This is a genomic window from Methanoculleus sediminis, assembly GCF_001017125.1.
In the GTDB taxonomy this organism is placed as follows: domain Archaea; phylum Halobacteriota; class Methanomicrobia; order Methanomicrobiales; family Methanoculleaceae; genus Methanoculleus; species Methanoculleus sediminis.
Genome location: NZ_JXOJ01000002.1, coordinates 543,470 through 568,841, shown reverse-complemented (window position 1 = coordinate 568,841; position 25,372 = coordinate 543,470). Strand labels below are relative to the sequence as shown.

Here is a 25,372-nt window from a genome sequence, read left to right as displayed (position 1 = left end):
GAACGGCGCTGTTGGGTGGACTAAAATACTTTTTCAAGAATTATGGGACTATTGCAATCCATAAGATCTATCATGATGACGGGAGCCAAAAGAATCATAAGTATTGCCCATGGCATTCGATTTACAAAATAAACATTCGAACTGAGCACATCACAATTCTTGATTATGAGATAGAGTTCATCAATTCTGACCATAGGAAAAGCAACATGGATGAATCACAGTTTATCCAACTTGTGGATATCCTTCTTGGAGCGGTTTATTCGTGTCTCCATAGCGATCCGAAAAGAAAGTATCAAAAGAGAAAGATCGGCTACCTATTCAAACCTACCTTGGAGACGTTACTGGACCGCCGGAAACATGAGTCTCACGGTGCAATGATCGGGAGTTACTATCAAAGTTACTATTATCGAACGTATCAAGTCACTTTTTTCCCCTGTGAAAAGATGGATATCGATAGACTACAACAAAGGTTTGACTTTGATCATCTTACCGAGGATCAACCTCTTGAAAGAGATTATTTCTATTATGAGAGGCCCATCGTAGTGAGTGACCCTGATCAGAGCGATCTTTCGAACTGGTTTTAAACTAGCCTCTACATAGTTTCTTCCTTGTTGCGGTATCTTAGATCGTTAATTTGATCTATCACAACAAGTTGAAGAGTAAGTTATGAGAACTTGTGTAAGTCTGTTATGTGAGGTCAGTCTCGCTCGTTTAAGGCAGTTGATTAAATTAATACAGCGCTTTAGGGCTTCACACCCGAAAACGATGCTTTATATACTCTAACAGAGCTATATAAAATTCGTGCTCTCACATGCGGAAACCTCAAATTGAAAACTGGAGTTCTAACCCAGACTTGGATAATTTGCTCTTTTTCGCTCAGCTTTTGGAAGAAATGCTGTTCGATTATACTATTGATTCCTATAAGGCTCCAGTGTTTAATACTCATGCTCTATGTGCTGAGTTGCTTGATGTCTTGTCTGAGATTGAGACTGGTTTTCTTCAACCAAAAGCAGCGAATCCGATATTGGAGGAGTTAACATGGGATCTGAAAAACGATTTTGTGGCGAAGGAGATTTTAGGTTTACGATATCCAAAGGTAATTGAGAGATTAAACAGTTACAAGGTTGTAAAAGGGGCTTCACCTCAAACGTCCAGCAAGTCTATATCAAGCAAAGATGAAGATTCAGAAGTTAATATTCCAATCAAAAAGGTGCTGTCTGAGATAGAGACGCTAAATCAAATTTTTAACGTATATTATTTGGATGAGGTTAAGAAGAATCTTTTAACGCATACAGCAGAGGGGAATGGGAAGAAAGAGATTGAGTTCCTAGCACGCGTTTTTATCTCTGAATTACAGTCTCTAGGGTATACTCAACAGTATCTCTTTCATGAAACAAGACGCTTCTTTTTCTCTAATGAGCCGATTGAATCTGTGAGCCAGCTTAATGGGTTTTTAAGCCTGTTTTCTGGGAAGCGAAAAGAATGGGAGGTCTTATTCAGGGTAGACGAGCAATTCAAGAATTTAGATCAAACGAAATTGGGCACTGAATGTGAAATTCTTGATGAAGTCCCTATCTCTCCTCAAATGACTCAATATGAGTCTAAATTCATCCGAACTAGAAGAAAAAATCAGATATTTATCAAGTTTAAGAATATCAAGGCTCTTGATCCATTTCAGGCAAGGTTAATTGCAGAACGGTTTTTCTTTTTAATCAGCAACCTAGTAACGTACAAGACGCATAAAGAACAATTGTTATGGGAGTCCCGTGGTTTAGCATATTCTGAAGGGGGGCGTGCGATACCTGTAGCACCCCCTACTGTATCACCAATGATGAAAATTAGGGATACTGGATTAAAAGAGCTCCAGAATACTATGGATGAAATGGCCTCTCTTTTCATAAATACAGACGGTACTTCGAGTTATCTCATTTATAACTCCTTAAACCTACATGCATGTTCGGTTCAGTCAAAGACCGCTGAAAATCAGTTAATGAACATCTGGACCGCTATGGAGACCTTGCTTCCTCCTCCAACGGATCAGAGACAACGGATATTACAGTTTGCCGACGCGTTTGAACCCCTTCTCGGACGTAAATATATTCAAAAGTTGGTTAACGATCTTCTTCGCTCATTATATCTAAACGTGTCCGAAAACGATCTGAATGAGATATTTTCAAAGATGCCCTCTAACTATTCGAAATTTGAGAAATGTGCTTTACTAGTGGCTCTAAAGGAAAAGAATGAACCTTTGCGAGATGAGCTTTATGCTAAAATCGGGCGCAATCCCCTGCTCATAAACCGCATTTACTCTCTAATGGAGAAAATGTCTTCGGCAAGTAAGATCCATGAAACTATCGTCCTCCATAATCAAAGGGTGAGATGGCAATTGCAAAGGATATATCGGGCTAGAAATCTCATCACTCATAAAGGTGAGCAGATCTCATATGTCTCGCCACTCTTGGAGAATGCACACTCATACTATCACTCTGTAATTGACCTAGTGAAAGAAATTCGTGAAAATTATGGGTATACTTTCCACTCTCTTGAATCCGTGTTCAATTTAGTAAAAATTGAACATGAAGCGCATCTCGCGATGTTGAAGGAGAATAAGGGCACAGCATGCTCTGAAGATAAGTTTAAAAAATTTTTATTTGGTGTTTGATCTTAATGGTCTAGATATACAGTCCATTCCTTTAATCCATAAAATGCGATTGGCCAGTGATTTACCCTGAAAGTGCACAATTTTTGTGAAATTTGTGTAAAATCAGGGTATACGGCTAAATTAACGTTAATTCCCCTCGTTTTTCTGTTAATAGACATTAATCGAAACCCCTTTTCGCGTGAAAACGGCTTCTAAATTAGAGATTTGAGTACACAGCACCCAATTCCCCCAAGACAAACAAGCCCGACAATTACTCCACATATGCTCCGCATACATATCTCGTGGCGGAGAACGGATACTCTCACACCACATGGAATAAATGAAAGTAAATCCGCGGTTAAAATCTAATTATTATAATATTGCAGCGATATATTTCAAAAATCGCCCCAATTCTCACGGAAATTGTAAATACCTCCGTGTTCTGGCGGAATTGTTCCAAAAATTTTAAGTATAAATATGTATTATATATAATTTTAAAATGAAAATATTGACAATAATCAACGGAAACTAAATTTTGCTCGAATATAACTCAGGATTTGGCGGACAGCCTGTGCAATATCGTTATTGTCCGCGCGCCCCTAAAAATTGAAGTTTAATTAGAGGGTTTCGGGTTGATTGTAATCTTCCCCAATGAACCCTCGTGGATCGCATTGATGTTCGCTTTAGTCATGTAGAGAGTGTCGTTGCGTCGTGCGTTATCGCGCTCCAGTGTCGAGTGTTCCCGCACGAGGCTGGAGCGCTTCACAGAGACCCATTTCTGTTGCACCAAAAAATTCACCGCCTCTCGACACGAGGCTAATGAGTAAGGTTCCCTTCTACGTGAACGCACCCACCGAATAAGTGCACTCACGCTGATGCTTCCTGTGCGTTGTTTTTCCTTTGTCCATTTTCCGAACGCAGGATGCTTGACCAGCTTTTCAACAATTCCAACGATATCGGATTTTTGGTCTTGACCGTCTGGTGAATCAACTTCTTCATTCAATTCCTTAAGTTCTGCCTTTAATTCCTCGATCAGGGGAGCGACCTCATGATAGGATTTCCCGAATTGAATCCCATCGATCTCACTTGCTCTTTCAATATCCGCGTCTGTGTAATCGGTGATCTCTGTAAGCGCATGCCCTGTCCCTTTTAGCATGATCGCCTCACTGTTAACCTTCGTCACCGAGTCGTAAATAAGATCAATGACAGCACTAGCCTCTTTTTCAGATGTGATACAGATCTCCCGCATATCGTGTGTTAGTTCGGACTTCAGATACATCTCCTCTTTCCCTTGTATAATGATGAACTTCGCCTGTTCAGTCCGCTTCCCATTAACTGGAGTTGGACGGAGAACCGAATTGGTGGTTTCATCAACAAGACTTGAATGCTGAATAACTTTCGCATGGTACTTTTTATCTTCCATAGGCTCTGCCATATCGAAATGCAGATCTTTAAGTTCATCGATGTGATTCTGGATCTCCCTGACGTGATCGCTATATCCTGGCTCCTTTGGGTCGAGCGAGTCGAGCCTTTCTTTCTCCTGTTTGATATCTGTCAGGATGTGTTTAAGGGCACGGTCACAGTTATCTATCACTGCCTTGGGGTAGGGTTGTGCAAAATTACAGCTATGTACGATTAGTACATCCATCCATGGAATATCAATGCCTCGACTAATAGTCGAGTTCTGGTAGAAGATTTCCGCATTTCCTTCGCACCATTTCTGGAGATATGTGTTTATTTCATCTTTACGGCAGGCATAAGTGGTGCCATCTGGCAACCTCTTCGCGAGAGCCTCTTGCTGTTTCTGACTAGACGTTAATATCATCGAAGGCACTTTCCAAGCGCTTGAGCGGTTTTTCTCTATCAACTTTCGTATGAATGACATGGTCAGCCTCTGCTGTTCTTTTGCGTCTTTGCCGCATACTACCACAAGCGTGAAGTTCTGCTTGTATGGAAAACTATCAATGCGATAGCAAATTCTATCCGTTGGGTTTGGAAATAATTGCTTTGCAAACTGCCCCGCTTCGCTAAAACCAATCAAAATGTATTTGTCTGCACACCGGGGTTCTCGAATGATTTTTTCCTTGTCTCCAACGAGATATAGGGTTTGAGGATTTCTACCTATGGTGCAGTATGGACTTGGCATCAACGGGTACAAAAGTATTTCAAATAGTGGACGGAGTAAGAAACCTGATTCAGATTCCTGCTCTCCTCCAAATCCCTGCTTTCTTTCATACTGCTCGATCTCCTTCAGTATCATCTGTTTTGTCGCTTCGTCTTGGTAAAGTGAAGATTCCCTCTCATCATTGGGTAAAATCTGAATTTCTTCAAGTGCATCGACCAACTCATTAAACTCCATCTCCGCATATTTGTCCTTGAACTCGCTAATGCACTTCTGGACAGTTTCAACATAATTGATGAGATCAAGAATTATTTTCTCATGTTCTTTCAGGCGTTGTTTTGCTTTTTGGATCATCTTTCCATTCTTATCTTTCTCATAAACGTGCATTACGTACGATTTTAGGTGGTTGAGAGGTTCTGCGTACTCAAATAGGTTATTTTTGATCTTCGTACTCGCTGGATAACAACTATACTCGACCAAAGCAAAATCACGTGGCAAATAGAACCTAAACGAAGGATCTTCATCAATGACACAGACTTCTCGTTTTTTAATTGATGTGATACTTTCATTTTCGTCGGGAACTGTTGTATAATACTGCGTGGTGAAGACATAATCCACCTCTCTTTCACAAAAATGCAGCAAGTAGTATGGGCAATACTTCTTCCCATCTCTTTCAAGCAACTTGTGAAATTCTTCTTGAGTAAATGTGGTGGGGTCAATGTGCTTGTATCGCAGAACAACTTTTTTTGCGACCTTTTCCATCTCCCACCATGTGATTATGTCGTCGCGAGAGATGCTAGAACCATCCTTTTTCGTCTCATTTGTATTGAATTTCGGCATTTTCAGGCAGTGCGCACAATCGCACTTCTTGCCTTGGTCATTTACATACGTGCATACGCTTTCCTGGCCTTTTCCCACTAGCCTCACGCACGTTTTCTTGGGGAATTGTTGTATAAACCGTGCATACTGCTGTTTGAGTATCTCATGACTGGGTGCCACATATACTCCTGAACTGTATTCCGTCCCCAAGATTTTTTGAGCGAAATACGATTTTCCTGTTCGCGGGAGACCTAACAAATGGATGCATGGGCGAGTCGTGGAGAGCTTGTCGGGGAACTGTGACAGAACAATCTCTTCAGTTTCCGTGTCAGAGGGGTCTCCCGCAGTCGATGTGATAGTGGGGGATGATGTGAACGAACTCCCATTTTTGTACACCTTGCCAATTGTTCTTTCGAGGTAGTCATCACGTTCAAGCATCTTGGCGTATGGTCTATATTTACGGAGAATTACCCACGTCTGCTCTGGAGTAAATCCGTGGCCTTTTAAAATAGACACGGCTGCATAATCCATTTCACTTTTATCTGGTTCCTTTTCGGGAGTCTTGGACGTTAAAGATGCTCCTGCACCAGAGAGTAGGTTGTCGAGTTTTATGTCTTGTGCTCTAACTTCCTCAAGGGTCTTTCCATACGCGTTGATAATGTTGTCAGGTTTAATTTCGTTGATCTGGTCATGATTCACTGCCCACACCCCACCACCTGTGCTGATGGGTGGTGTGGTACACGTCTTTTTGTGAAGCAATGTTCCCAAATCGTCTGCGGATATGAAGCGAATCGGCTTGTCAATCTCTACCTCATAGTACCCCGTTGCCTCTTCTCGATATCCATGACTCTGTGATTGGTCGTTCACTGGAATATACGAGCCAACGCCGACAACGTATTGATTGGTAAGACGGAATTCTCCGTAATTCACACCATCATGTTTTAGAACTGCGTTCTCTCCATACTGCTTACACACTTCCCACGCTTCAGGTGCGGTGATGGCGAAATAAATATGAAAGCCACCAGAGCGCGTTCTGACTGTGAAACTGTCAAAACGATGGAGGATCTCAAAGACCTTTTCCCTTGGCAGCTTGAAGCTACCGTCTTGGTTCAGATCCAGATCAATAAAACAGATCGTCACTCGGTTATCATGCAATTTTTCTGGATCATTGGTAGCTACTATTGCGAAATTTCCGTAATCGTATAGTATGCGATCTTGAACCTCCGTCCGAGTGAGTGAGCTTGCTGGCCTATATTTCCAATTACATAAAGGTACAGGTTTTTTTCCTCTCCTTTCAAGAGCAATAAAATAATAATCAAACTCTAGATTCCTATTTTTGCACGTGGTCTCCAGTTCTGAGAGTCTTTGGAAAAACTTCTCTAACTCCTTTCTTTGTTTGTCCTTTGAGGGGCTCTGCTCATCTGTCGAGGGGAGATTGTCAACTCCTATCGGGAGTGAAACCTTATCCTTAGAATCTTTTATTGAATCTTCCATTTTAATCACCTATCCTCTGAAAAATATCCTCTAAGATCGGCTACCCGTGAATGTCTATGCTCACACTGATCGGTATGGTGAGAAGACGTGCGTGTTTGGCCATCAGCTGATGTGAACGGGTTCCTATTCGCAATTGACGAACGCCCCTTTTTACCCGCTAACACAGGGACGTATTCGTTTATTCGACAGTCTGCGCACTGATTAATGTAGAAGGCCGCTTTTGCATAGCCTTCGCTATAACGAATCATTACCATTTTTTTATCACCACTTTTTACTTGTTTTTCGCGGATGAATCTGAAAATCCTCCGCGATTTTGACTGAATTATGCACTACTCCCGTATACCTGACTGAGCAGCCGGTTGAGGTAATGGACACGAAACATCCTCATGGATCTGCGATATTTACGGAGGATAACCCATGCCTGCTCGATACTGAAGCCATTGTTCTTGAGCAAGTATGCAGTCTTCTCGTCCATTACAAATCTAATGGGGGTCTTGTAACGAAGCTTTGAGGTTGCGGATGCCCACGGCCCAGAAAGTAGGTTGTCGAGCTCTGGAACCTGTGCTCTTACCTCTTCAACAGTCAATCCAGATGCGTTGACAATGGTGTCTGGATCGCTCTCATTGGCCAGTGTAAGATCCACGGCGGACACTTTGCCCTTTGCATACTCGTCACTAGAGGGTGTACCATCCGTTTTGAGAGTCAACGGCATCGAATCGATATCCGCTTTGGTTACAACTCGAATACGGGCATAACTCTCGCTGTGGTAAAAACCAGATGTCTTATCTTGGCACTCATAGATCCTCATTTGGTCCGTTGCAGGGATATATGAGCCGGCCCCAACAACATACTGATTGCTGAAGCAGAGTCTCCCAACACATGCCCCTTCATAAGTTAGCGAGGGATTTTCCGATCCACACCTCTTGAACACATGTCGCAAAACAGGTACGGTCACACCAACATAGAGATATAGGTCGCCAGAATCGCTTTTTACGGTGAAGGTCTTGAAGCGACGAACCAATTCAGCGACTTTTTCCTGTGGTAGCTTATACTCACCAGTTTCATCTCGATCCAAAACAATGAAACCGAAGGTCACTCTCCTTTCAAATTCTTTATTAGAAATTGATTCGTCTGAAGGTTCGAGTGTACCGCAAGCTACGATCCCGTAATTACCACGGTTAGACCTTAAGCGTTGTTTAACACTTCTTTCGTCAATACTGCCTGAGGTTCGATCTTTCCAATCTATTCTGTTTACGGGCTTCTCACCCTCTTTCTCAAGCGGAATAAGATAGTAATCGAAATCAAATCCATTATCTTCACATCTGAATTGTAACTCAGCGGCAAAGATATTGAAGTTGAGCCACTCCTGTTCTCGCATATCTGCGAAGGTTTGATTGCGATGACCGCATGCATATTCCCACTCACTATCCCAATCACTTTCCCAACTTTCACTCTCAACAGTCAATCCAAGTGTATTGACTTGAACGGGTTCAGTCGGCGCTGCTTTTTCAATATCCGAAGATATTTTTTTAGAGATTTTGATATTACTAATACTCATATACTATTCACCTGTTATTTTTACGGCGTGCGGAGAGTTTCTCGATTCTTTGTGGGTGAATTCATAATCATCCACACCAATCGAGTTATTTCAAGTTCTGGTCGGGCAGCAGTATCGGTATTTGATTATTCTGCACCCTGTGTGAAAACTTGCTTTTCACATTCTGTTCGGCTGACCATGAGCCGGAGATGGCTTTGGATCGATTCGGGCGATTTCAGCCGCACGCTTCCGTTCTCCTGGCTTAATAATCATTGTATATATTTTTGTATGTAGTTGTATATATATCTTCTCCATGGGGTTCCCGCTTTTTTCGCGCTTAATGAGATTTAGGTGTAGGGTTTGGGTCATTTAAATTGTTTATTGGAATTATTTTATATAGTATGATTATTTTGCGCGCCCATGGTTGTGAAATCGCTCCCCCGATAGCTTGATGAAAGTTGGATGATCGGTATGGTGTCGGGAATCGTTAATTTTGTAAGGATTTACGCAAACACCGATGTGAAAATTCACTTAATGTGGATGCAATTTTACATTGGGTGCTATTGGGGGCTATAATCACTAATAATTTAAAACGTGCATAAATTTTGGATTTTTATCCGATAGAACCCATTTCACAAGGTTTATGTCGTCAAAAGCCCCGTTGCCTAAATGGGGTAACCACATGCGTGAGATTGGACAATGCAAAGTACAGGGGAAGACTCCTAAACCCGGTATAACATATCCCTTCATTCGCTTCCCACAAGAGAATGCAGACCTGATTGGCAAGCATATGCGGATATTTGCAATCGAGTCTAATGGTCATCGCGCATTCGTCTTGGTTGAAGAGGGAGGCGCCATTCCTCAAGTTGGACAACTTGAGCTAACTGGCCGAGTAGATGAACTGGAAAGGCGTATTAAGAAACTCGAAGAATTGGGCACTCTTTTTGGATCAGACCCCTCTGGCGCCCCGCCAGAGGGTTCCGATTCTGATGGGCTCGTCGAGATTCGAACTCGAGACCTCCGCCGTGTGAAGGCGACGTCATAACCAGCTAGACCACGAGCCCCATGCATCGACCGGGAATTGAACCCGGGCTATTGGCTTGGAAGGCCAAAGTCATACCACTAGACCATCGATGCAATGCACGGTATGCCTACATAGATTGACCGTGCTGAATATTAAATATTGGGTGGGAGAGGAGCCGGGGCGGGTTTAATACCCGCGCCGCTGCGCTTCCAGCTCCTCGAGGGCTGCCACCCGCTTCTCCAGCGACGGGTGCGTGGAGAAGAGATCCATCAGGGATTTCCCGGAGAGGGCCGGGATGATGAAGAACGCGTTTGCGCCCTCCACTTCCTGTTTCTTCTCGGCGGGGACGTAGTCCATCCGCCCGCTGATCTTCTGGAGCGCCGTTATCAGCGCCCGCGGGTTGTCCGTCAGGGCGGCGCTGCCCCGGTCCGCGGCGAACTCCCGGTAGCGGGAGAGCGCACGGGTGAGCAGGGTGCTCACGATCCACACAAGGATCGAGACGACGTAGACCAGGATCAGCGCGCCCATGTTGCTGTCGCGGTTGCCGCCGCCGCCGAAGAGGCCCATGAAGAACCAGTTGCGCATGATCAGGAAGGCGAGCATCGATAGGAAACTCGCCATCGTCAGGGTCAGCATATCCCGGTTCTTCACGTGCGACATCTCGTGGGCGAGCACCGCCTCGAGTTCCTCGCGGTTGAGCGTCCGCATGATCGAGTCGGTGACCGCCACGACGGCATTCTTCGGGCTGCGCCCGGTCGCGAACGCATTCGGAACCGGGGAAGCCATGATCCCGACCTTCGGTTTCGGGAGGCCCGCTCTCGTGGCGAGGCTCTCGACCATGCGGTGCAACTCCGGGTATTCGTCCTCTTCGACGATCCGGGTGCCGGTGCTCCAGAGCACCAGCTTATCGGAGAAGAAGAACTGGAGGAACGCCATCCCGGCTGCCACCAGCAGGAGGAACTCAAAGGGGAATCCCAGGGCGGAAAGGACGCCCAGGAAGATCAGGTAGACTATGAGGAGCAGGAACGACGTGAGAAACATCCTCATAGTGAGACCGAAGTCGCGCGTCCACTTCATGACGGGAATATATTGTGCCGGATCGCTATTAAGGTCTATGCCACTCTCTCCGGTTGCTTCCGTTTGAACCGCGATCCGGTGCGTTTCCCGCACGCGCCAGTGCCCTTATCACTCTCCGGTGATATAAATAAGGTTCAGATGACGCTGAACGAAGTGACCATCAGCAGGGCCATTCTCGAGGAGCAGCACCGGGCGCTCATCGACCACCTCGAGATGGACGCCGCCGTCATCGGCGGTGGGCCCTCGGGGCTCGCCTGCGCCGCGCTCCTCGGCGAGCGGGGTGTCTCATGCGCACTCATCGAGAAGAAGCTCAGCATCGGCGGCGGCATGTGGGGCGGGGGGATGATGTTTCCCCGGATCGTCGTCCAGGAAGAAGCACGGCGGCTCCTCGACCGGTTCGATATCGCCTACAAAGAGTTCGAGGAGGGCTACTACGTCGCGAAATCCGTCGAAGCGGTCGCGAAGCTCACCGCAGCCGCCTGCGACGCCGGCGTCGAGTTCTTCAACCTCACCACCGTCGAGGACGTCATGATCCGGGGCGACGGCAGGATCGGCGGCCTCGTCGTCAACTGGACGCCGGTCGATATGGCCGGGCTGCACGTCGACCCGCTCACCATGGCCTGCACCTGCACCGTGGATGCCACCGGCCACGACGCCATGATCGCCCGGATGGTCGAGAAGAAAGGCGGCGCACTCAAAGTGAAGGGCGAGAGTTTCATGTGGGCCGAGCGTGCCGAGTCCCGGATCCTCGACCACACAAAAGAGGTCTTCCCCGGCCTCTTTGTCACCGGTATGGCGGCGAACGCCGTTGCCGGGGAGTGCCGCATGGGCCCGATCTTCGGGGGGATGCTTCTGTCCGGAGAGCGGGCAGCGGAGCTTGTCGCAGAAAGACTCCGCCGGTAACACTTCAAAATTCTTTTTACTCTCCCGGCGGTTACCATTAGGTATGGAAGAGATCGATCCGGAGTCCCTGGCCGGGGTCGCGTACGGGATCTTTGAGGTCTACCTCAACCGTGAACTCCACGCCCGCGGCCCGTACCTGTTCGAACTCGTCGAACGGGGAGCTGATTTCGAGGCCGACGTCCGCGAGACCTTCGGGCGGTTCGAGGAAGACTACCCGGAGCTCGCAGAAGCCCTCCTCAGCCGGTTCGGCGGGATCGACGCGATCTATGCCCCCCTCCGGGAAGGCGAAGGAGTCCTCCCCTCGAAGACGACCCGGATGTACTGGATCGTCCAGGACGCCCCCGAGCCCTCGGGGAGAGGCCTCGACGACGACCAGGTGGGGAAATGGCTCATATTCGTCGCCGCGGATGAGGTGGACGAGGCGTGGCGGAAGATCCGGGACGAAACGGTGAAGGGATCTCTCGGGATATCTGCGAAGGTCAGCACCGCCAAACCGAACCCGGACTCGCGCGACGAGCGGTCGGTCATCTACGTCTACACCCGGGACTGGGCGGACGAGGCCGACGTGATGCGGGTTCGCGAACGGCTCCGCGAACTCGGATTCGAGGAGCGGATCGGCTACAAGCGCAACATCGAGACCTACCGGGGCGAGTACAGCGAAGAGGGCAGAAAAGTCACCTATTACAGCGCCTGAATAACCGGGCGCTCCCGCTCACCCGTAAACAGCACCAAAAAAGAGTATGCCGGGGGCCGGACGAGCAGCGTTACGCCTTCCGTTCCTTGGACTTGGCGCGGAGTTCGTCCGAGCCGCACTTGCGGCAGTGGGTCGCGCGGATTGCGTTCCGGGCGTTGCATTTCATACAGATCTTTACGTTGAGCAGACGTGCTTCAGCTTCGGGAAATCTCGCCATGTTAAAAACACCACTTGTCAGTTGGGTACTATTCGTTCTTGCTCATATTAACAGTTCTGTCGTCTCCGGCCTCCCGCTCGACCCAGGCGCGGAACGCCTCGAGCGCCCGTGCCCGGTGAGAGATCCTGCTCTTCTCGGATAGCGGGATCTCGGCGAGCGTCCGCCCCGCGTGCTCGAAGATCGGGTCGTAGCCGAACCCTTCCTCCCCCCGGGGGGGGACGATCGTCCCGGGCAGGATTCCCCGGAAGACCCGGATGCCGTCCTCGCGTGCGAAGGCGATCGCCGTCTCGAAGCGGGCGCTCCGGTCCTCCACGCCCTCCATGAGTTTCAGGACCCCGGCGTTGCCGATGGTGTCGTGGACGTAGGCGGCGTACGGCCCCGGGAACCCGCCGAGCGCGTCGACGAAAAGCCCGGTATCGTCGACGATCAGCGGCCGGGAGAGCGTTTTATAGGCAAACTCCGCCTTCCCCCGGGCGATCTCCCCCACGTCGGCGTGACGGAACTCCGGGCACGCGAGCGGCACGTGCTCGACCGTGAGCACCCCCGCAAAGTAGGCCGCCACCTCCCGCGCCTTATTGGCGTTGCTCGTCACCACCGCGACCTTCACAGGTACCGCCCCCGCAGTTCGACCTCGTGCTCCCGGGCAAGAGCCTCGTCCGCCCCCGGGAAGACGGCCGTGTAACCCTCCACGAAGGCCGCTTTCAGCTCCTCGAAGTTCTCCGTCGTGCTCTCGAGCGTCTGGAAGAATACGTGGAGATCGACCCCGCGGCTCTCGACCTCGGACGACGTCGACGCAAGCCCGAAGTCGATCAGGGCGCACTGGCCGTCGCGGACGATCATGTTGCTCGTCGTCAGGTCGCCGTGGACGATCCCCGTCCCGTGCAGCCTCCCGACCGCCTCGCCCGCGAGCCGGATAGTCTCGGGCGCGGCGACGTACTTCAGCACCTCGCCCTTTATGCGCTCCATCACGATCGTGTCCGCGGTGACGTCGCGGATCACCGGAGTGGGAACGCCCGCCCGCCGCGCCGTCGCGATCAGCCGCGCCTCCGCCCGGGTCCGCTCCGCAATCAGGCGCCGGTCGAGGGCCGGGTTGCGGTAGCGCTTGCTCGGCCGGCGCTTGACGACGTCCTCCTCACCGATCTCCACGACCGCCTCCGCACCCCGGGCGACGCCGCCCTCGTGCGGCCCGATAGAAAAGACCTCGCCGGGCTCAGTCCGCCAGGCCACCTCGACCTCGTTCGCCCGGTAGCCGGGGCGGATCTGTGACTCTTCGAGGGGGAGCGTCACACCGTGCTCCAGCATGATCTTGCCCGTATAGGCGATCATCGCGCCGTTGTCGCCGAGGAACGTCCGTTCGGGAACGGCGAACGCCGCCCCCCGCTCCTCGCACATCACGCGGAGCATCTCCTGCAGCCGCCCGTTCGCCCCGACCCCGCCGACCAGCAGCACCTCGTCCTTGCCCGCGTGGGCGAGCGCGCGCTCCGTCACCTCGACGCACATCGCGAACGCAGTCTCCTGCAGGCCGAAGCAGACGTCCTCGAGCGGCGCGCCGCTCTCCTGGGCGGCGCTGACGAGCCCCGAAAAGGCGAGATCCATCCCTTTCACCGTGTAGGGGAGCTCGATGTAGTTCCCCTGCCGCGCAAGCCTCTCGATGGCGGGCCCGCCCGGGTGCGGGAGATCGTGGCTCCGGGCGAACTTGTCGAGCCCGTTCCCGAGTCCGATATCCAGCGTCTCCCCGAATATCCGGTAGCGGCCGTTTAAGTAACCAAGCACCTGCGTGTTCGCGCCGCTCGCATACAAAACGATCGGGTCGGAAAACCCGGTCGCCCACCTCCCGATCTCGACGTGCGCCACGCAGTGATTGACGCCGACGAGCGGCACGCCGAGGGCGATCGAGAGGGCGCGTGCGGCGGTCGCCACCGTCCGGAGCGACGGCCCGAGCCCGGGCCCCTGCGAGAAGGCAATCGCCCGGATTCGCTCCGGCTCCGTGAGCACCCGGGAGACGACCTCCTTCATCGCCGAGGCGTGGTGCTGCGCGGCCTCCCGCGGGTGGATCCCGCCCTTCGGCGGGACGTACGGCGACGAATGGAGGGCGATGAGTTCGTCCCCGAAGAGAGCGGCACTGAGGTTCCACGCGGTTCCTTCGAGCCCCAGCACCAGCCCGTCGTCGGGTATCGTATCAGGCATAAAACAGGTATCGCTCCGTTACGAGAAAAAGGCCGGCCGCGGCCGATGCCGCGTCCGTATCTTGTATCCGGGTGAGGATCTACTTCTGGAACTCGGTGTAGCCGCACTTGCCGCAGGCTACCCGGTCCTTGTGCGCGGCCATCAGCACGCCGGGGCCACACCGGGGGCAGTGCCGCTTCTGCAGAACCGCCGCGTCGCCCTTGACTTCATAGCACTCGTATCTCTTGACCGCCATGCTTTACGCCTCGCTCTCCGCCTTTGGCTCGCCGCGCTTGAGCAGGTACTCCCGCTCGGTCGACTTCCTGGTCTCCTCGTCGTCGTAGATCCGGGCACGGCCGAAGAGTTCCATCTTCCCGAACCGGGTTCTCTCCAGGTCCAGCACGAGGAGGTTCTCATTCTTGTTCTGCAGTGCGGCGAGCTTCTCCTGAATGCTCTTCCGCGAGGGCGTCGGTCCGTCGAAAGTGAGAGTAAACTCGAGTTCTCTCCTCTTCAACAGCTCGTTCCTCACATCACGGGTAATTTCGAAGTCCATCGATATCCCTAAAATATTGTTGGGCGGTTTATTTATACTCTGGGATGGGGTGCGGGAACTCCTTTTGCCGCATCCCTCACCCGCGCACGAAGACACTCAGCATCGATGCGGCTTCCTGTTTCGCCGCCGCGTCCACGAGCCGGAGGACGACCCCCTCTCCCGGCTGGCCGTAGAGGACGGCGGCCCCGTCCGGCGCGGCGAGGACCAGCGGGATGACCGCGAGATCCTCCTCGCCGTCGACGAAGATCACCCCGGGAGGATGTCCGACGACCTCCGCGATCGCATCCTCAAGTTCGCCGGTGATCGTGCCGGGAGGGTTCTTCACCGTCAATCGTCTCGCCTGGAGCAGGGGCGAACGGGTGCAGGGTATGCGCATCGTGTAGCCGTCGATGATGGCGATGTCGGGGACGATCCCTGCGGCGAGGAGGTTATGGGTCACCACGTCGCCGACGGCGTAGACCGCCCGGCCTTCGAGCCGGGGGAGGAGTTCGTCGACACTCGCATAAAGGGTGCCGAACGGTTTTTTGAAAAGACCCCGGTGCGCTTCGGGAAGCCGGAGCATCAGCGGACCTTCAGCGCGTACCTGCCGGCCATGGTAATGTTCATCTTCTTTGCGATCTCCGAATGCTCCGGGTCGATGATCACGACGTAGCCCGCCCAGTCATCGCTCAGATTCGACGTGCCGCAGATCACGCAAGCCTCGCCTTCGACGACCCGGTGGCATTCGCGGCAGACCTTGAGCACCTTCTTGCGGACGACCATCTTATGCCGCCCCCTTCTTCTCCTCTTCGAGTTCCTCTTCCAGCCAGGTCGTGGTTCCGAGGCCCGACTGGCGCATGGTGAGGCCGATCTTGCTCTCCCTCGGCTCGCGCTCGTTCAGCGAAAGCGCAACGATCCGGGCCCGGACACCGTCGCCGACGGCAATCGACCGCTTCGAGTCCTGGCAGATCAGCCTGCCGTTCTTCTCGTCGTAGTTGATGTATTCGTCCGATATCTGGCTCACGTGGAGCATGGCATCGATAGGCCCGAGGCTGACGAAGGCGCCGAAACTCGTCGTCTCCACCACCTGGCCCTCGATCACTTCCTGGAGCGCCAGGCGGAGCACCGCCGCCTCGAACCTGACGTCGTAGTAGACGGCACCGTCTCCGGGGATCAACTCCCCCTCGCCGACGTTGAGAATATTCGTCACCGCAATGAAGATGCCGATCTCCTTCGCGATGCTGCCTTCCAGCTGTTCCTGCAGTACGTTGAGGATAACCTTCTCCAGGTCTTCCCCGAGGCGGTGCGGCGGAACGCGCACCTTGTCCTCCAGCGTCATCTTATAATACATGGTTTCACTTATCCCCTCATCAGCTCCAGTGTTCTCCCTCTCCGCATCGAAACAACGTCGATCCCCTCGCGGAGGAGAGCGTTCCGGAGCTCCCGATCATTCGTCACCACGATGCATCCTTCCCGCCGGGCGTACTCGATCACCCGGTCGTCCACATGCTCCGCGGCACTCCCGCTCGGGACGACCGTCGATCGCCGGGCCATTGCAAGGCCCACGCGGGCGGCAGCCGCATCGCGGCCGCGGCCCCGGGCGAGCCCCGAGAGCTCACCGACCACCTCTTCGAGCGTTACCGGTTCGAAATCCCCGAAGAGGCCCATAAGCTCATCATACAGGTCGATCCCGAACTGGGCCGGCATCAGCAGGGCGTTCGTGTCGAGGAGCACCCTCACTCGACCAGAACACCCATGCCGATCAGCCGCCATCGTCCGCCGACCTGCCTGCTGATGGCGATCCGTGCGCCGACCTCCGCGCAGACCGCCCGTTTCAGCTGAACCTCCACCTGGTTCTTCTTCGTGTTCACGATCACGCCGACGGTGACGGCGGTGCCGACCGAGAGCATCAGCGGCTCCTTGTGCTTTAAGGGCTCGATGATCTGCTCGCTGTCCGCGCCGACCACCCGGTCCATGAGCGTCACGTCGAACTTCAGCCGTTCCCAGACCGGCGGGAGTTTCCCCGCGAGCCCGGCAACCTGCCCGGCGAGTGCGTCGCTCTTCGTCAGTGCCGGATCGAGTTTTGTCGCGACGCCGAGGAGGCCCCCGGGCGCTGCCTCGGTCACGCCGATCCTGCCTGCGTTGATGGAGGTGATCTTCGTCTCGATCGACTCCCACTTCGTCCGGTTCTCGATCTGGACCTGCCTGCCGGGGCGGATCTCGATGTCGTCTCCCTCGCGCAGCACTCCCCGGATGAGCGAACCGCCGATGACGCCGCCCTTCACGTCCCGCCAGCTGCAGCCGGGTTTGTTGACGTCGAACGACCGTGCGATGAGCAGCAGCGGGTCGACCTCCGGATCGCGTTCGGGCTCCGGGATGACCTCATCGAGGGTCTGGATCAGGGCACCGATATTGACTCCCTTCTGCGCGGAGACCGGGATGATGGGTGCGTTCTCGGCAATGGTGCCCTTGACGAACCGCTTGATCTGCTTGTAGTGCTCCAGTGCCTCGGCCTGCGTAACCACGTCGATCTTGTTCTGGACGATGACGATCCTCTTGATGCCGATCAGCTCGAGCGCCATCAGGTGCTCCTTGGTCTGGGGCTGCGGGCAGACCTCGTTTGCAGCGATGACGAGCATCGCGCCGTCCATCAGCGCGGAACCCGAGAGCATCGTCGCCATCAGCGTCTCGTGGCCGGGAGCGTCAACGAACGAGACCGTCCGGAATGGAACCGCCTTTTCTCCACAGCTCAGGCATTCCGGCTGGGAGGTATAGGCATCAGCCCCCTCACAGTTCTCGCACCGGTAAAAAGTCGTGTCCGCGTAGCCGAGCCGGATGGAGATGCCGCGCTTGATCTCCTCGCTGTGCCTGTCCGTCCAGGTACCGGTCAGCGCGCTGACCAGAGTGGTCTTGCCGTGATCGACATGACCTACGAGCCCAATATTGACACCGGGAATGAATGCATCTCGCAAAAGTTTTCGAACCTCCTTATCCAATATATAGTGACACTACTTATACATAATCAGTAGGGATTATTCTGCCGCCCGGTACCGCGCTTTCATACTACGCGCGGACGATCTCCCGGCTGTCACCCCCGGTTCGGCATACGAAGTATGAATAATAACCTGGTTGTTAGCGAATATTTATACTCTATGAAGAGAGATATGAAAATTGATCGCAATGCCAGGCGATACTGAACTTTCACGTATCGGGATCTCTCTCCCCAAGAACCTCCTCGATAAGTTCGACGAGATCCTGACCCTCCGGGGGTACTCCTCCCGTTCCGAAGGAATACGGGATTCAATACGAAGTTATATCACTCACTACCAGTGGATATCCGATGTAAAAGGCGAGCGCCAGGGCGTCATCACCATGGTCTACGACCATGACCAGCGTGGGCTGCTCCAGACGCTCACCGAGATCCAGCACCAGTATGCCAGCAGCATTCAGGCATCCCTGCACTCGCACGTGACCCACAACAAGTGCCTCGAAGTGATCCTGATCCGGGGGGACGGAGCCGTACTGAAGGATATTACCGAGAGACTGATGGCGCAAAAAGGCGTTGAGGCGGTGAAACTCACCACCATACCGGTCGAGGGTTAACCGCCGCCCTCGCAGCTCTGATCGGTTCCTTTACTCCAGACTTCTTCGAGCTGCTCCTGGAGTTCCCTGTGCTCCTTGAGGTACTCCTCAAGAGAGCGGTCCTCTCTCTCTACCTTCCCGGTCGTTTTGTCGGCGCCGATGAGTTCGTCCACCCGGTAATAGAGTCCGGTGCTGTCGATCTCGGCGTACCTCCGACCGTCGATCTCCTCGATCCGCACGACTTTCCCGGTCGTGCCGGTGCGTGGGTACCGGACGACTGCGCCCACTGCTACGTCATCCGTGCTCATACGAGGTAGTATATCTGCCATACTATTAAGGTATCACCTCCAAGGTATCTTCAATGGCAATCACGATTCGCCCGGTAGAGAAGCTGTACTTTGATGGAACCCATCGTTCGCGGTCTCCGGAGGAGACCCGTGCCGTCGTGGAGCCGCTGATGACGGAGATCGGTGTCACCGAGATCATCGACGTCACCCCTCTCGACCGTATCGGGATCCCGGTTTTTGCGGCGGTCCGGCCGGGAGCGGCGCGGGGAGCGGCTCGCGTCCACGCAGGAAAGGGTAAGGAGCCGGTTCACGCCCGGGTCTCGGCGATGATGGAGGCGCTCGAGCGTTACTGCGCCGAGTACCGGGGCGACCGGATGGAGTACGCAACCTACGAGGAGCTCGGCCCGGGGCGGGCGGTGCATCCCGAAGACCTCCTTCTCCCGCGCAAACTCGAGCAGGGGGAGAAGGTTCACTGGACGCCGGCATGGGATATCTTAAACGACGAGGAGATCTGCGTCCCGAGCAACGCCGTCTTCCACCCCTACGACTCGCTCGGCATGGCGGTTCCTCTCTTTCGGAGCGATACGAACGGGCTGGCATCAGGGAACGTCATCGAGGAGGCGATCCTGCACGCTCTCCTCGAGGTGATCGAGCGGGACGCGCTCAGCATCGCCGAGCAGAAACGCGACCTCGGCCGCCGTCTCATCATCGAGAAGGAGTGCGCCGCCCGCGAGGTTCTCGACCGGTTCGAGGAGAACGGGATCGATATCCACCTCTGGCTGCTCGACGGGAAGACCGGTATCCCCACGGTCGCGGCGGCCGCGGACGACACCGTCACGAAGGATCCGGCGATGCTCGTCATGGGGTCGGGGACGCATCTCTCCCCGGAGATCGCGGCACTCCGTGCCCTGACCGAGGTCGCCCAGAGCCGGGGGAGTTACCTCCAGGGCGGCGCGAACGATCCCCAGCGGGAGATGATCATCAGGAAGGCCGGATACGAGCGGCTGAAGCGGATCAACAGAATGTGGTTTGCCGACGCGGATACCGTCGATATCGCCGCCGTCCCCGACGCGAGCACCCGGCGGTTCGACCTCGATATCCAGCGGGGGCTCGAGGAGATGGGCCCCTACACCGACCGGGTCTGCGTCTGCGACCTTTCGAGGACCGCGGTGCCGGTGGTGCGTGTTGTCGCCCCCGGGTTTGAGGTGTCGCACATGGACCCCGACCGGAGGCGATCCACGCAGGGCGAGAATTTCCCCGGGTTTTAGTCCCGGAGGTTCCTGCCCCCCACCTCCGCGGCGCGATCGAACTCCGTTCGCACCTGACGGTGCTCAAGCTCCGCTCCTTGCGGAGCGTCGCAACTCGAAAACGCTTTGCGTTTTCTCAAGCTCCGCTCCTTGCGGAGCGTCGCACTCAACAGAACCGGACCTTCTTCAGGAGGTCCACAACCCTTTTCGTCCCACGGTTCAGTGGTTTCTCCCCGGGCTCAAACCGCTTCCCTGATAGAGCCCTGAATATTGCGTAAATCGCCTCCCCGATCGACGGGCCGTAGCCCCCTTCGAGCGTCAGCGCAAGGGGGAGATCCGTGCCGTCGATCAGTATCCCGGCGAGGACCCCATAATCGTCGGGTTCGAGGTTCATCCGGCCGTGCTCGTCGTCGGCGAGGCCGTCCTGCCCGGCCGAGATGATCAGGACGTCGGGGCGGAACCGGGCGATCGCCGGGACGAAGACCTCCTCGAAGACATACTGGTAATCGGAGATCGTTGAGCCCGGCGCAATCGGGGCGTTGAGGGTGTAGCCCCGGCCTCTCCCGGTGCCGATCTCGTCCACCCACCCGGTCTTCGGGAAACTGTTCTCCTCGTGCACCGAGCAGTAGAGCACCCGGTCGCTCCCGTAGAAAGCCGTCTGGGTGCCGTTGCCGTGGTGCAGGTCCCAGTCGAGGATCGCGACCCGGTCGACCGACTGAAGTGCTTTCGCCGCCGCGACGGCGGCGTTGTTGAAGATGCAGAACCCCATTGCGCGATCGGGCTCGGCATGATGGCCCGGCGGGCGGACCAGTGCGAAGAGGTGCTCGCCCTCGAGCGTGCGCTCCACCGCCGCGAAGGTCGACCCGGCGGCATAGGATGCGGCATCGAAGGAGTGGCAGGTGACGTAGGTGTTCACGTCCAGGAAACAGGTTCCCGTCGCCATCTCCCGCACCCACCGGACGTACCGGGGGTCGTGAACCCGCTCGAGATCGCTCTCGGTGGCGCGGACGGGAGCACGCCACCGCACGCTTTCCGGGATTCCCGAGAGGGCCGCCCGTAACCGGGCACCCGACTCGGGGTGAGCCTCCATGTCGTGCCTGGTAAAGACGTCACCGTAGATGACTGAAGACCGCATCCTTGTCAGTTGATGGTGCGTCCCTGCTGGATATCCTCTTCGGTGACGTCGAACGCCTGGCCGGTGCCCGCAATCCGGTACTGCCCGGTCGCCTTCACCTCGCCCGACCACCCGGACGTCGCGTACGGGACGACGAACGTACCGTTCACGCTCTCCTGCCGGTAGGTAAACTCCCGGCCGGTGTTCGTGACGATGGGGACTTCGATGATCCCCTCGCCCCTGATCGTGGCTCCGGGAACGTACTCGAATATCTTGACCGTCTTGAGATCGGGCCCGCCTTCACCGACGTTGCCGTAGACGTTCCGGGGCGTCTCGTGGACGAGCCGGTAGTGCTGGAGCGCCGGCACCCGCTCGAGCGGCTGGAGGATCGAGTCTCCCCGGAACTGGTAGTACATGTTCAGGAGCGTTGCGCCCGAACCCGCCGGCGCGTTCTGGTTATAGGCCTCCACCGCGGCCGCGCCTGCGGTGGCGTTCATCTGCTCGGTGCGCGTGATGACCGGGAGGGAGGTGTTCGCCGCGGCCGGTTCCAGATACTCGGCATAGATCACCTGCGATGTCGGGTCGGTCATGGACCCGTCGAAGTTGTGGAGCCGGGAAACCATTGTCAGGTAGTACTCCTGGGTGTTGAACGGCATCGGCTGGTAGTTCGTCGATCCCGCGCTCACGGGGACGAGGAAGTAGGGCTGGAAGGGCTCCTGCCCCACGTCGGGGTCGGCCCAGGTCACCGGGGCGTGGAACTTCGAGGTATCGAGCTGGATATCGGTGATGACGTAGCGGGTGCCGACGTTGTCGAGGATCCGATTGGCAGTCTCCTCGGAGGTCGAAACGAAGTAGGGCGCGGAGCCGTTCGGGCCGGAAACCCCGTGCTGGAACGGGTTGTTGTTCGGGATCCGCTTCGAGAGGAAGGTGATCCAGTGGCCGTAGTCCCACCAGGACATGACGCCGTAGGCCTCTTCGGGGTAGACGAAGGTCTCCCTGTCGTAGATCGCATAGTAATCGACACCGGGGTCGGGGGTGTTCTCGCCCATCCACTCCAGGGCTTCCATCCACTGTGAGTCCATGCCGCCGTACTTCGCGCTGTTGGCGAGAGCGAGATTCCCCATGAGGGACGTTCCGGCAAAGAGGAGCGTGACGGCGATGACCCCGGCGAAGGCCCCGACTTTGAGGTAGTCCGGCTGGTTCTTCGGGGGAACCTTTGCCTTCCGGGTGTCGGGGTTCTTGCCGCCTTTCTTTCCCTTCCTTACCGGCTCCTCCTGCTTTTCGGTGGTCGCCGGGTCGGAGGATGCCTTGCTGCCGCTCCCTCTTCCGAGGAGGCGTGAAACATCTTTCCAGGCCGCATCTATGACCGCTCCTGCGAAAACCGCCGAGAGCAGGGCGATGTTAGCGGCGAGGTAGTACTCGTACCGGACGTGTGCGGCGGTCGATGCCAGGATGACCCCCGACCAGATCAGGACGAAGACGTGGGCCGGGTTCACCCGTTCAAGGTTCTGCCAGATGAGGGCGGCAGCCCCGCCGGCCGCGAGGACGAGGCCCCAGTGGAATGTCGCCCAGGCGGCGGCAAACGACCAGGCCCGCGCCTCCTGGACGGTCGTGGTGACCGCCGCTTCGCCGAAGAAGGAGACAAGGCTCGATATAAGGAGGCTGTAGATGTCGGGCAGGGCGATGTAGAGCACCGCGACGGCGAGTGCCGCGACGCCTGCGAGCGCTGCCGGGAAGTAGTACTTCGGCCGCCCCTTCAGGAAGACCGAGAGCCCGTAGAGTGCGAGCGTCCCCGCGATGAGGCCGGCGTAGGCGATGACGTGCCCGATGGTGTAGCGGGAGAGGTCGAGGCCGGGGTGCGGGAATCCCGATGCCGCCATCCCAACGATGACGACGCCGAAGACGACGGCGTTTATGAGAACCAGGTATTCGCTCGACCTCTCCTGGAAGAAGTCGAGGATGAACTGGACCAGGGTGAAGGCTGCCACGATGAGCGCGAAGAGGATCATCGTCGGCATGTTGAAGAACCCGAGGAGGTACGCGATACCGGCGAGAGCCGTCATTACCACCGGTATCTTCAGGGTCTCGAAGTTTCTCGGGGAGAGCGGCCGGTCACGCGTCGCAAGCAGCGCCGCAACGTAGGCGAGGACGAAGATCGTCGAGAAGAGCGTCTCCGCGATATGGTGGTCGACGAAACCGAAGAGGGATCGGTAGGCGTAGTTGCTGCCGATGACCGCGATGAGGCCCGCTGCGATGAGGCCGGTCTTCCAGTCGGCGATCTTTTTTGCAAGCAGGTAGGTGACCGGCACCATCGCGACAGCCATCAGCGGCGGAACCCAGGACGCGACCAGCATGATCTCGGGGCGCGTCGCTGCGCCGGTGAGGACGCAGAGCGCTGCGGCAATCTGAACAAAGAGCGGCCCCCAGTAGATGACGTCGCCGGTCGGGTAGAGCGTCATCGTCTCGAACCAGGCGTAGCCGGGGTAGTTGGCCACGACCTGCTCGACCTGGCGAACCTTGTACCAGGGGTCGTTGCCCAGGAGATTGACGCCTTCGGCGGTCACCAGACCTTCCGAAGGGATGCCCCGCGTCCAGAGCGTGAGCAGGGCGAACAGAATGATGATACCAATGATGATGTATGGTTGGTATTTTTTGAGATCCATATGAGCCATCGGACACTCCTTGTTACGAATCTGTTTCCCTTCGAACCATTAATAACCTTGGCGTATCCGTGATGCCGGAAAAAGAATGAATTTCAGCGTGTTCCGGTCACCCGCTCAAAGATCTTCTCGAACGCCTCCGCCTTCTTCTTCCAGCTGTGCTCCTCGATCCCGGCCGGGCACTGCCCCGGGGAGAGAGCCAGTTCGTCGACCCGCTCCAGGAACTCATCTCTATCCCGGTAGACGGCGATATGGTCGCCGCCCATCCGGAGCATGTCGGGGATGGGGGTGGAGAGGATCGGTTTCCCGCACGCCGAGTACTCGAAGTACTTGTTCGGGAGCGCGATATCGATCCATTGGGGGGGAGAGAGCGGGATGAGGCAGAGGTTCATCGGCGCGATGTAGCCGGGGAGGTCGCGGTAGTCGACGGCGCCGGTGAAGTGTACCCGGTCGGCGACCCCGAGCCGGGCCGCAAGCGCCCGCAGTTCGTCCAGGTAGCCGGTGAAGAGCGAACCGCCGACGATCAGGAGTTCCGTATTCGGGTGCTTCTCGAGGATTTGCGGGAACGCCCGGATTACCTCGTCGAGGGCGTACCACCGCTCGACCGCCCCCGCAAACCCGAGCACGAAGGCGTCGGGAGCGATCCCGAGGGCGGAACGCATCGCCCCATCGTCAGTCGGGCGGAAGAGGTCGGTATCGACACCGTTTGTGATCAGCTCGGCATCGTAGCCGTATCGGTGGAGTTTCTCCACGAGTCCGGGCGAGACCGTCGTGACGACGTCGCTGTGGTCCAGATTGTAGCGGGTTATGGCGAGGACGCCTTCCCGGAGCAGCCACTGAACGCCGGGATTCTTGTAGTAGGCGGCGGCGGAGTCGGGGAACCAGTCTTTGAGGTCGAAGACAACCGGGACTCCGTACTTCTTCGCCGCCCTGATCATCGCCGTTCCCGCGAGGACGTGAGCCCCGACGACGACGTCGATATCGTGGTCGCGGATGATCTTGCTGATGACCCGGTAGTGGCGGGGTGCGTTCAGGGTGTAGTGGAGGAACGGGCTCTCGACGGGAAACCGCGTCGCCTCGTGGACGTGAAGAAGGGTCTCGCGTTCCTTGCCCCGGCTGACGTGGAAGTGTGGCACGTGAACCTCGTGCCGTGTCGCGAGTTCCTCGAAGATGTTGTGGTGCCTCGAGGGAATCGGGTGGTGAATGTAGTCCTGGGTAGAGACGAGGAGGATCTTCATTGTCATCGTAGATGGTGG

General features: G+C 55.3%; 22 protein-coding genes and 2 tRNA genes. 5 read left to right on the top strand and 19 right to left on the bottom strand.

From position 1 onward, the window contains the following. The first annotated feature begins 853 nt into the window (after window positions 1-853). The gene (locus tag SZ63_RS05610; protein WP_048182431.1) at window positions 854-2,662 is read left to right on the top strand and encodes a hypothetical protein; all 1,809 of its coding nucleotides are present in this window, start codon (window positions 854-856) and stop codon (window positions 2,660-2,662) included. Between the two features lie 592 nt (window positions 2,663-3,254). Here SZ63_RS05610 and SZ63_RS05605 read toward each other — a convergent pair. The 5 genes from SZ63_RS05605 to htpX form a co-directional block, all read right to left on the bottom strand. Further along, window positions 3,255-7,076, bottom strand: coding sequence for a bifunctional DNA primase/polymerase (locus SZ63_RS05605; RefSeq protein WP_156168389.1), 3,822 nt, complete (start codon window positions 7,074-7,076; stop codon window positions 3,255-3,257). Between the two features lie 322 nt (window positions 7,077-7,398). Further along, on the bottom strand, window positions 7,399-8,634 hold the full coding sequence (locus tag SZ63_RS12920) for a bifunctional DNA primase/polymerase (protein ID WP_156168387.1): 1,236 nt from the start codon (window positions 8,632-8,634) through the stop codon (window positions 7,399-7,401). Window positions 8,635-9,603: 969 nt separating this feature from the next. Beyond that, window positions 9,604-9,677, bottom strand: a tRNA-Val gene (locus tag SZ63_RS05595). A 2-nt stretch (window positions 9,678-9,679) separates the two neighbouring features. Then, window positions 9,680-9,750: transfer RNA gene (locus SZ63_RS05590), tRNA-Gly, on the bottom strand. Between the two features lie 73 nt (window positions 9,751-9,823). Then, complete coding sequence (gene htpX, locus SZ63_RS05585; RefSeq protein WP_048182421.1) at window positions 9,824-10,714, bottom strand: zinc metalloprotease HtpX; 891 nt, start codon at window positions 10,712-10,714, stop codon at window positions 9,824-9,826. A 138-nt stretch (window positions 10,715-10,852) separates the two neighbouring features. On the opposite strand from htpX, the gene SZ63_RS05580 reads away from it, so the two are divergent. Both SZ63_RS05580 and SZ63_RS05575 read left to right on the top strand, forming a co-directional pair. After that, on the top strand, window positions 10,853-11,617 hold the full coding sequence (locus tag SZ63_RS05580; RefSeq protein ID WP_048182418.1) for a sulfide-dependent adenosine diphosphate thiazole synthase: 765 nt from the start codon (window positions 10,853-10,855) through the stop codon (window positions 11,615-11,617). A gap of 43 nt (window positions 11,618-11,660) precedes the next feature. Then, window positions 11,661-12,311: a putative phosphothreonine lyase domain-containing protein gene (locus SZ63_RS05575; RefSeq protein WP_048182415.1), complete on the top strand. Its 651-nt coding sequence runs from the start codon at window positions 11,661-11,663 to the stop codon at window positions 12,309-12,311. Window positions 12,312-12,381: 70 nt separating this feature from the next. Here SZ63_RS05575 and SZ63_RS05570 read toward each other — a convergent pair whose 3' ends face one another. The 10 genes from SZ63_RS05570 to SZ63_RS05525 form a co-directional block, all read right to left on the bottom strand. Further along, on the bottom strand, window positions 12,382-12,528 hold the full coding sequence (locus tag SZ63_RS05570) for a 50S ribosomal protein L40e (RefSeq protein ID WP_048182412.1): 147 nt from the start codon (window positions 12,526-12,528) through the stop codon (window positions 12,382-12,384). Window positions 12,529-12,556: 28 nt separating this feature from the next. Continuing rightward, complete coding sequence (rdgB, locus tag SZ63_RS05565) at window positions 12,557-13,135, bottom strand: RdgB/HAM1 family non-canonical purine NTP pyrophosphatase (protein WP_048182410.1); 579 nt, start codon at window positions 13,133-13,135, stop codon at window positions 12,557-12,559. Then, window positions 13,132-14,715, bottom strand: coding sequence for a bifunctional N(6)-L-threonylcarbamoyladenine synthase/serine/threonine protein kinase (locus SZ63_RS05560; RefSeq protein ID WP_048182407.1), 1,584 nt, complete (start codon window positions 14,713-14,715; stop codon window positions 13,132-13,134). Before SZ63_RS05560 ends, rdgB begins: the two co-directional genes overlap by 4 nt. A gap of 79 nt (window positions 14,716-14,794) precedes the next feature. After that, window positions 14,795-14,950 carry a 30S ribosomal protein S27ae gene (locus SZ63_RS05555; RefSeq protein ID WP_048182405.1) on the bottom strand — a complete coding sequence of 52 codons (156 nt, stop codon included), beginning with the start codon at window positions 14,948-14,950 and terminating at the stop codon, window positions 14,795-14,797. A 3-nt stretch (window positions 14,951-14,953) separates the two neighbouring features. Beyond that, a complete protein-coding gene (locus SZ63_RS05550) occupies window positions 14,954-15,247 on the bottom strand; it encodes a 30S ribosomal protein S24e (RefSeq protein ID WP_048182402.1) in 294 nt (97 codons plus the stop codon). Window positions 15,248-15,323: 76 nt separating this feature from the next. Continuing rightward, the gene (locus tag SZ63_RS05545) at window positions 15,324-15,809 is read right to left on the bottom strand and encodes a GTP-dependent dephospho-CoA kinase family protein (RefSeq protein ID WP_048182400.1); all 486 of its coding nucleotides are present in this window, start codon (window positions 15,807-15,809) and stop codon (window positions 15,324-15,326) included. After that, the gene (gene spt4 / locus SZ63_RS05540; RefSeq protein WP_048182397.1) at window positions 15,809-16,009 is read right to left on the bottom strand and encodes a transcription elongation factor subunit Spt4; all 201 of its coding nucleotides are present in this window, start codon (window positions 16,007-16,009) and stop codon (window positions 15,809-15,811) included. Before spt4 ends, SZ63_RS05545 begins: the two co-directional genes overlap by 1 nt. A 1-nt stretch (window position 16,010) precedes the next feature. Beyond that, window positions 16,011-16,577 carry a DNA-directed RNA polymerase gene (locus tag SZ63_RS05535; RefSeq protein ID WP_048182395.1) on the bottom strand — a complete coding sequence of 189 codons (567 nt, stop codon included), beginning with the start codon at window positions 16,575-16,577 and terminating at the stop codon, window positions 16,011-16,013. 8 nt (window positions 16,578-16,585) lie between these two features. Beyond that, a complete protein-coding gene (locus SZ63_RS05530; RefSeq protein ID WP_241481253.1) occupies window positions 16,586-16,966 on the bottom strand; it encodes a type II toxin-antitoxin system VapC family toxin in 381 nt (126 codons plus the stop codon). Next, window positions 16,963-18,198 carry a translation initiation factor IF-2 subunit gamma gene (locus tag SZ63_RS05525; protein ID WP_048182389.1) on the bottom strand — a complete coding sequence of 412 codons (1,236 nt, stop codon included), beginning with the start codon at window positions 18,196-18,198 and terminating at the stop codon, window positions 16,963-16,965. Before SZ63_RS05525 ends, SZ63_RS05530 begins: the two co-directional genes overlap by 4 nt. A gap of 208 nt (window positions 18,199-18,406) precedes the next feature. On the opposite strand from SZ63_RS05525, the gene nikR reads away from it, so the two are divergent. Then, window positions 18,407-18,829, top strand: a complete 423-nt coding sequence (nikR, locus tag SZ63_RS05520; RefSeq protein ID WP_048182386.1) for a nickel-responsive transcriptional regulator NikR — start codon at window positions 18,407-18,409, stop codon at window positions 18,827-18,829. Here nikR and SZ63_RS05515 read toward each other — a convergent pair. Further along, window positions 18,826-19,116: a DUF2098 domain-containing protein gene (locus SZ63_RS05515; RefSeq protein ID WP_048182383.1), complete on the bottom strand. Its 291-nt coding sequence runs from the start codon at window positions 19,114-19,116 to the stop codon at window positions 18,826-18,828. The genes nikR and SZ63_RS05515 overlap by 4 nt on opposite strands. A gap of 53 nt (window positions 19,117-19,169) precedes the next feature. Between SZ63_RS05515 and SZ63_RS05510 the strand changes: the two genes are divergently transcribed. Next, window positions 19,170-20,363 carry a YcaO-related McrA-glycine thioamidation protein gene (locus SZ63_RS05510; RefSeq protein WP_048182380.1) on the top strand — a complete coding sequence of 398 codons (1,194 nt, stop codon included), beginning with the start codon at window positions 19,170-19,172 and terminating at the stop codon, window positions 20,361-20,363. A gap of 145 nt (window positions 20,364-20,508) precedes the next feature. Here SZ63_RS05510 and SZ63_RS05505 read toward each other — a convergent pair whose 3' ends face one another. From SZ63_RS05505 to SZ63_RS05495, 3 genes are all read right to left on the bottom strand, one after another. Then, entirely contained in the window at window positions 20,509-21,477 is a 969-nt protein-coding gene (locus SZ63_RS05505) for a histone deacetylase family protein (protein WP_048182377.1), read from the bottom strand. Between the two features lie 5 nt (window positions 21,478-21,482). Then, window positions 21,483-24,128, bottom strand: coding sequence for an oligosaccharyl transferase, archaeosortase A system-associated (locus SZ63_RS05500; protein WP_048182374.1), 2,646 nt, complete (start codon window positions 24,126-24,128; stop codon window positions 21,483-21,485). Between the two features lie 83 nt (window positions 24,129-24,211). Beyond that, a complete protein-coding gene (locus SZ63_RS05495; RefSeq protein ID WP_241481252.1) occupies window positions 24,212-25,360 on the bottom strand; it encodes a glycosyltransferase in 1,149 nt (382 codons plus the stop codon). Window positions 25,361-25,372 lie beyond the last annotated feature (12 nt).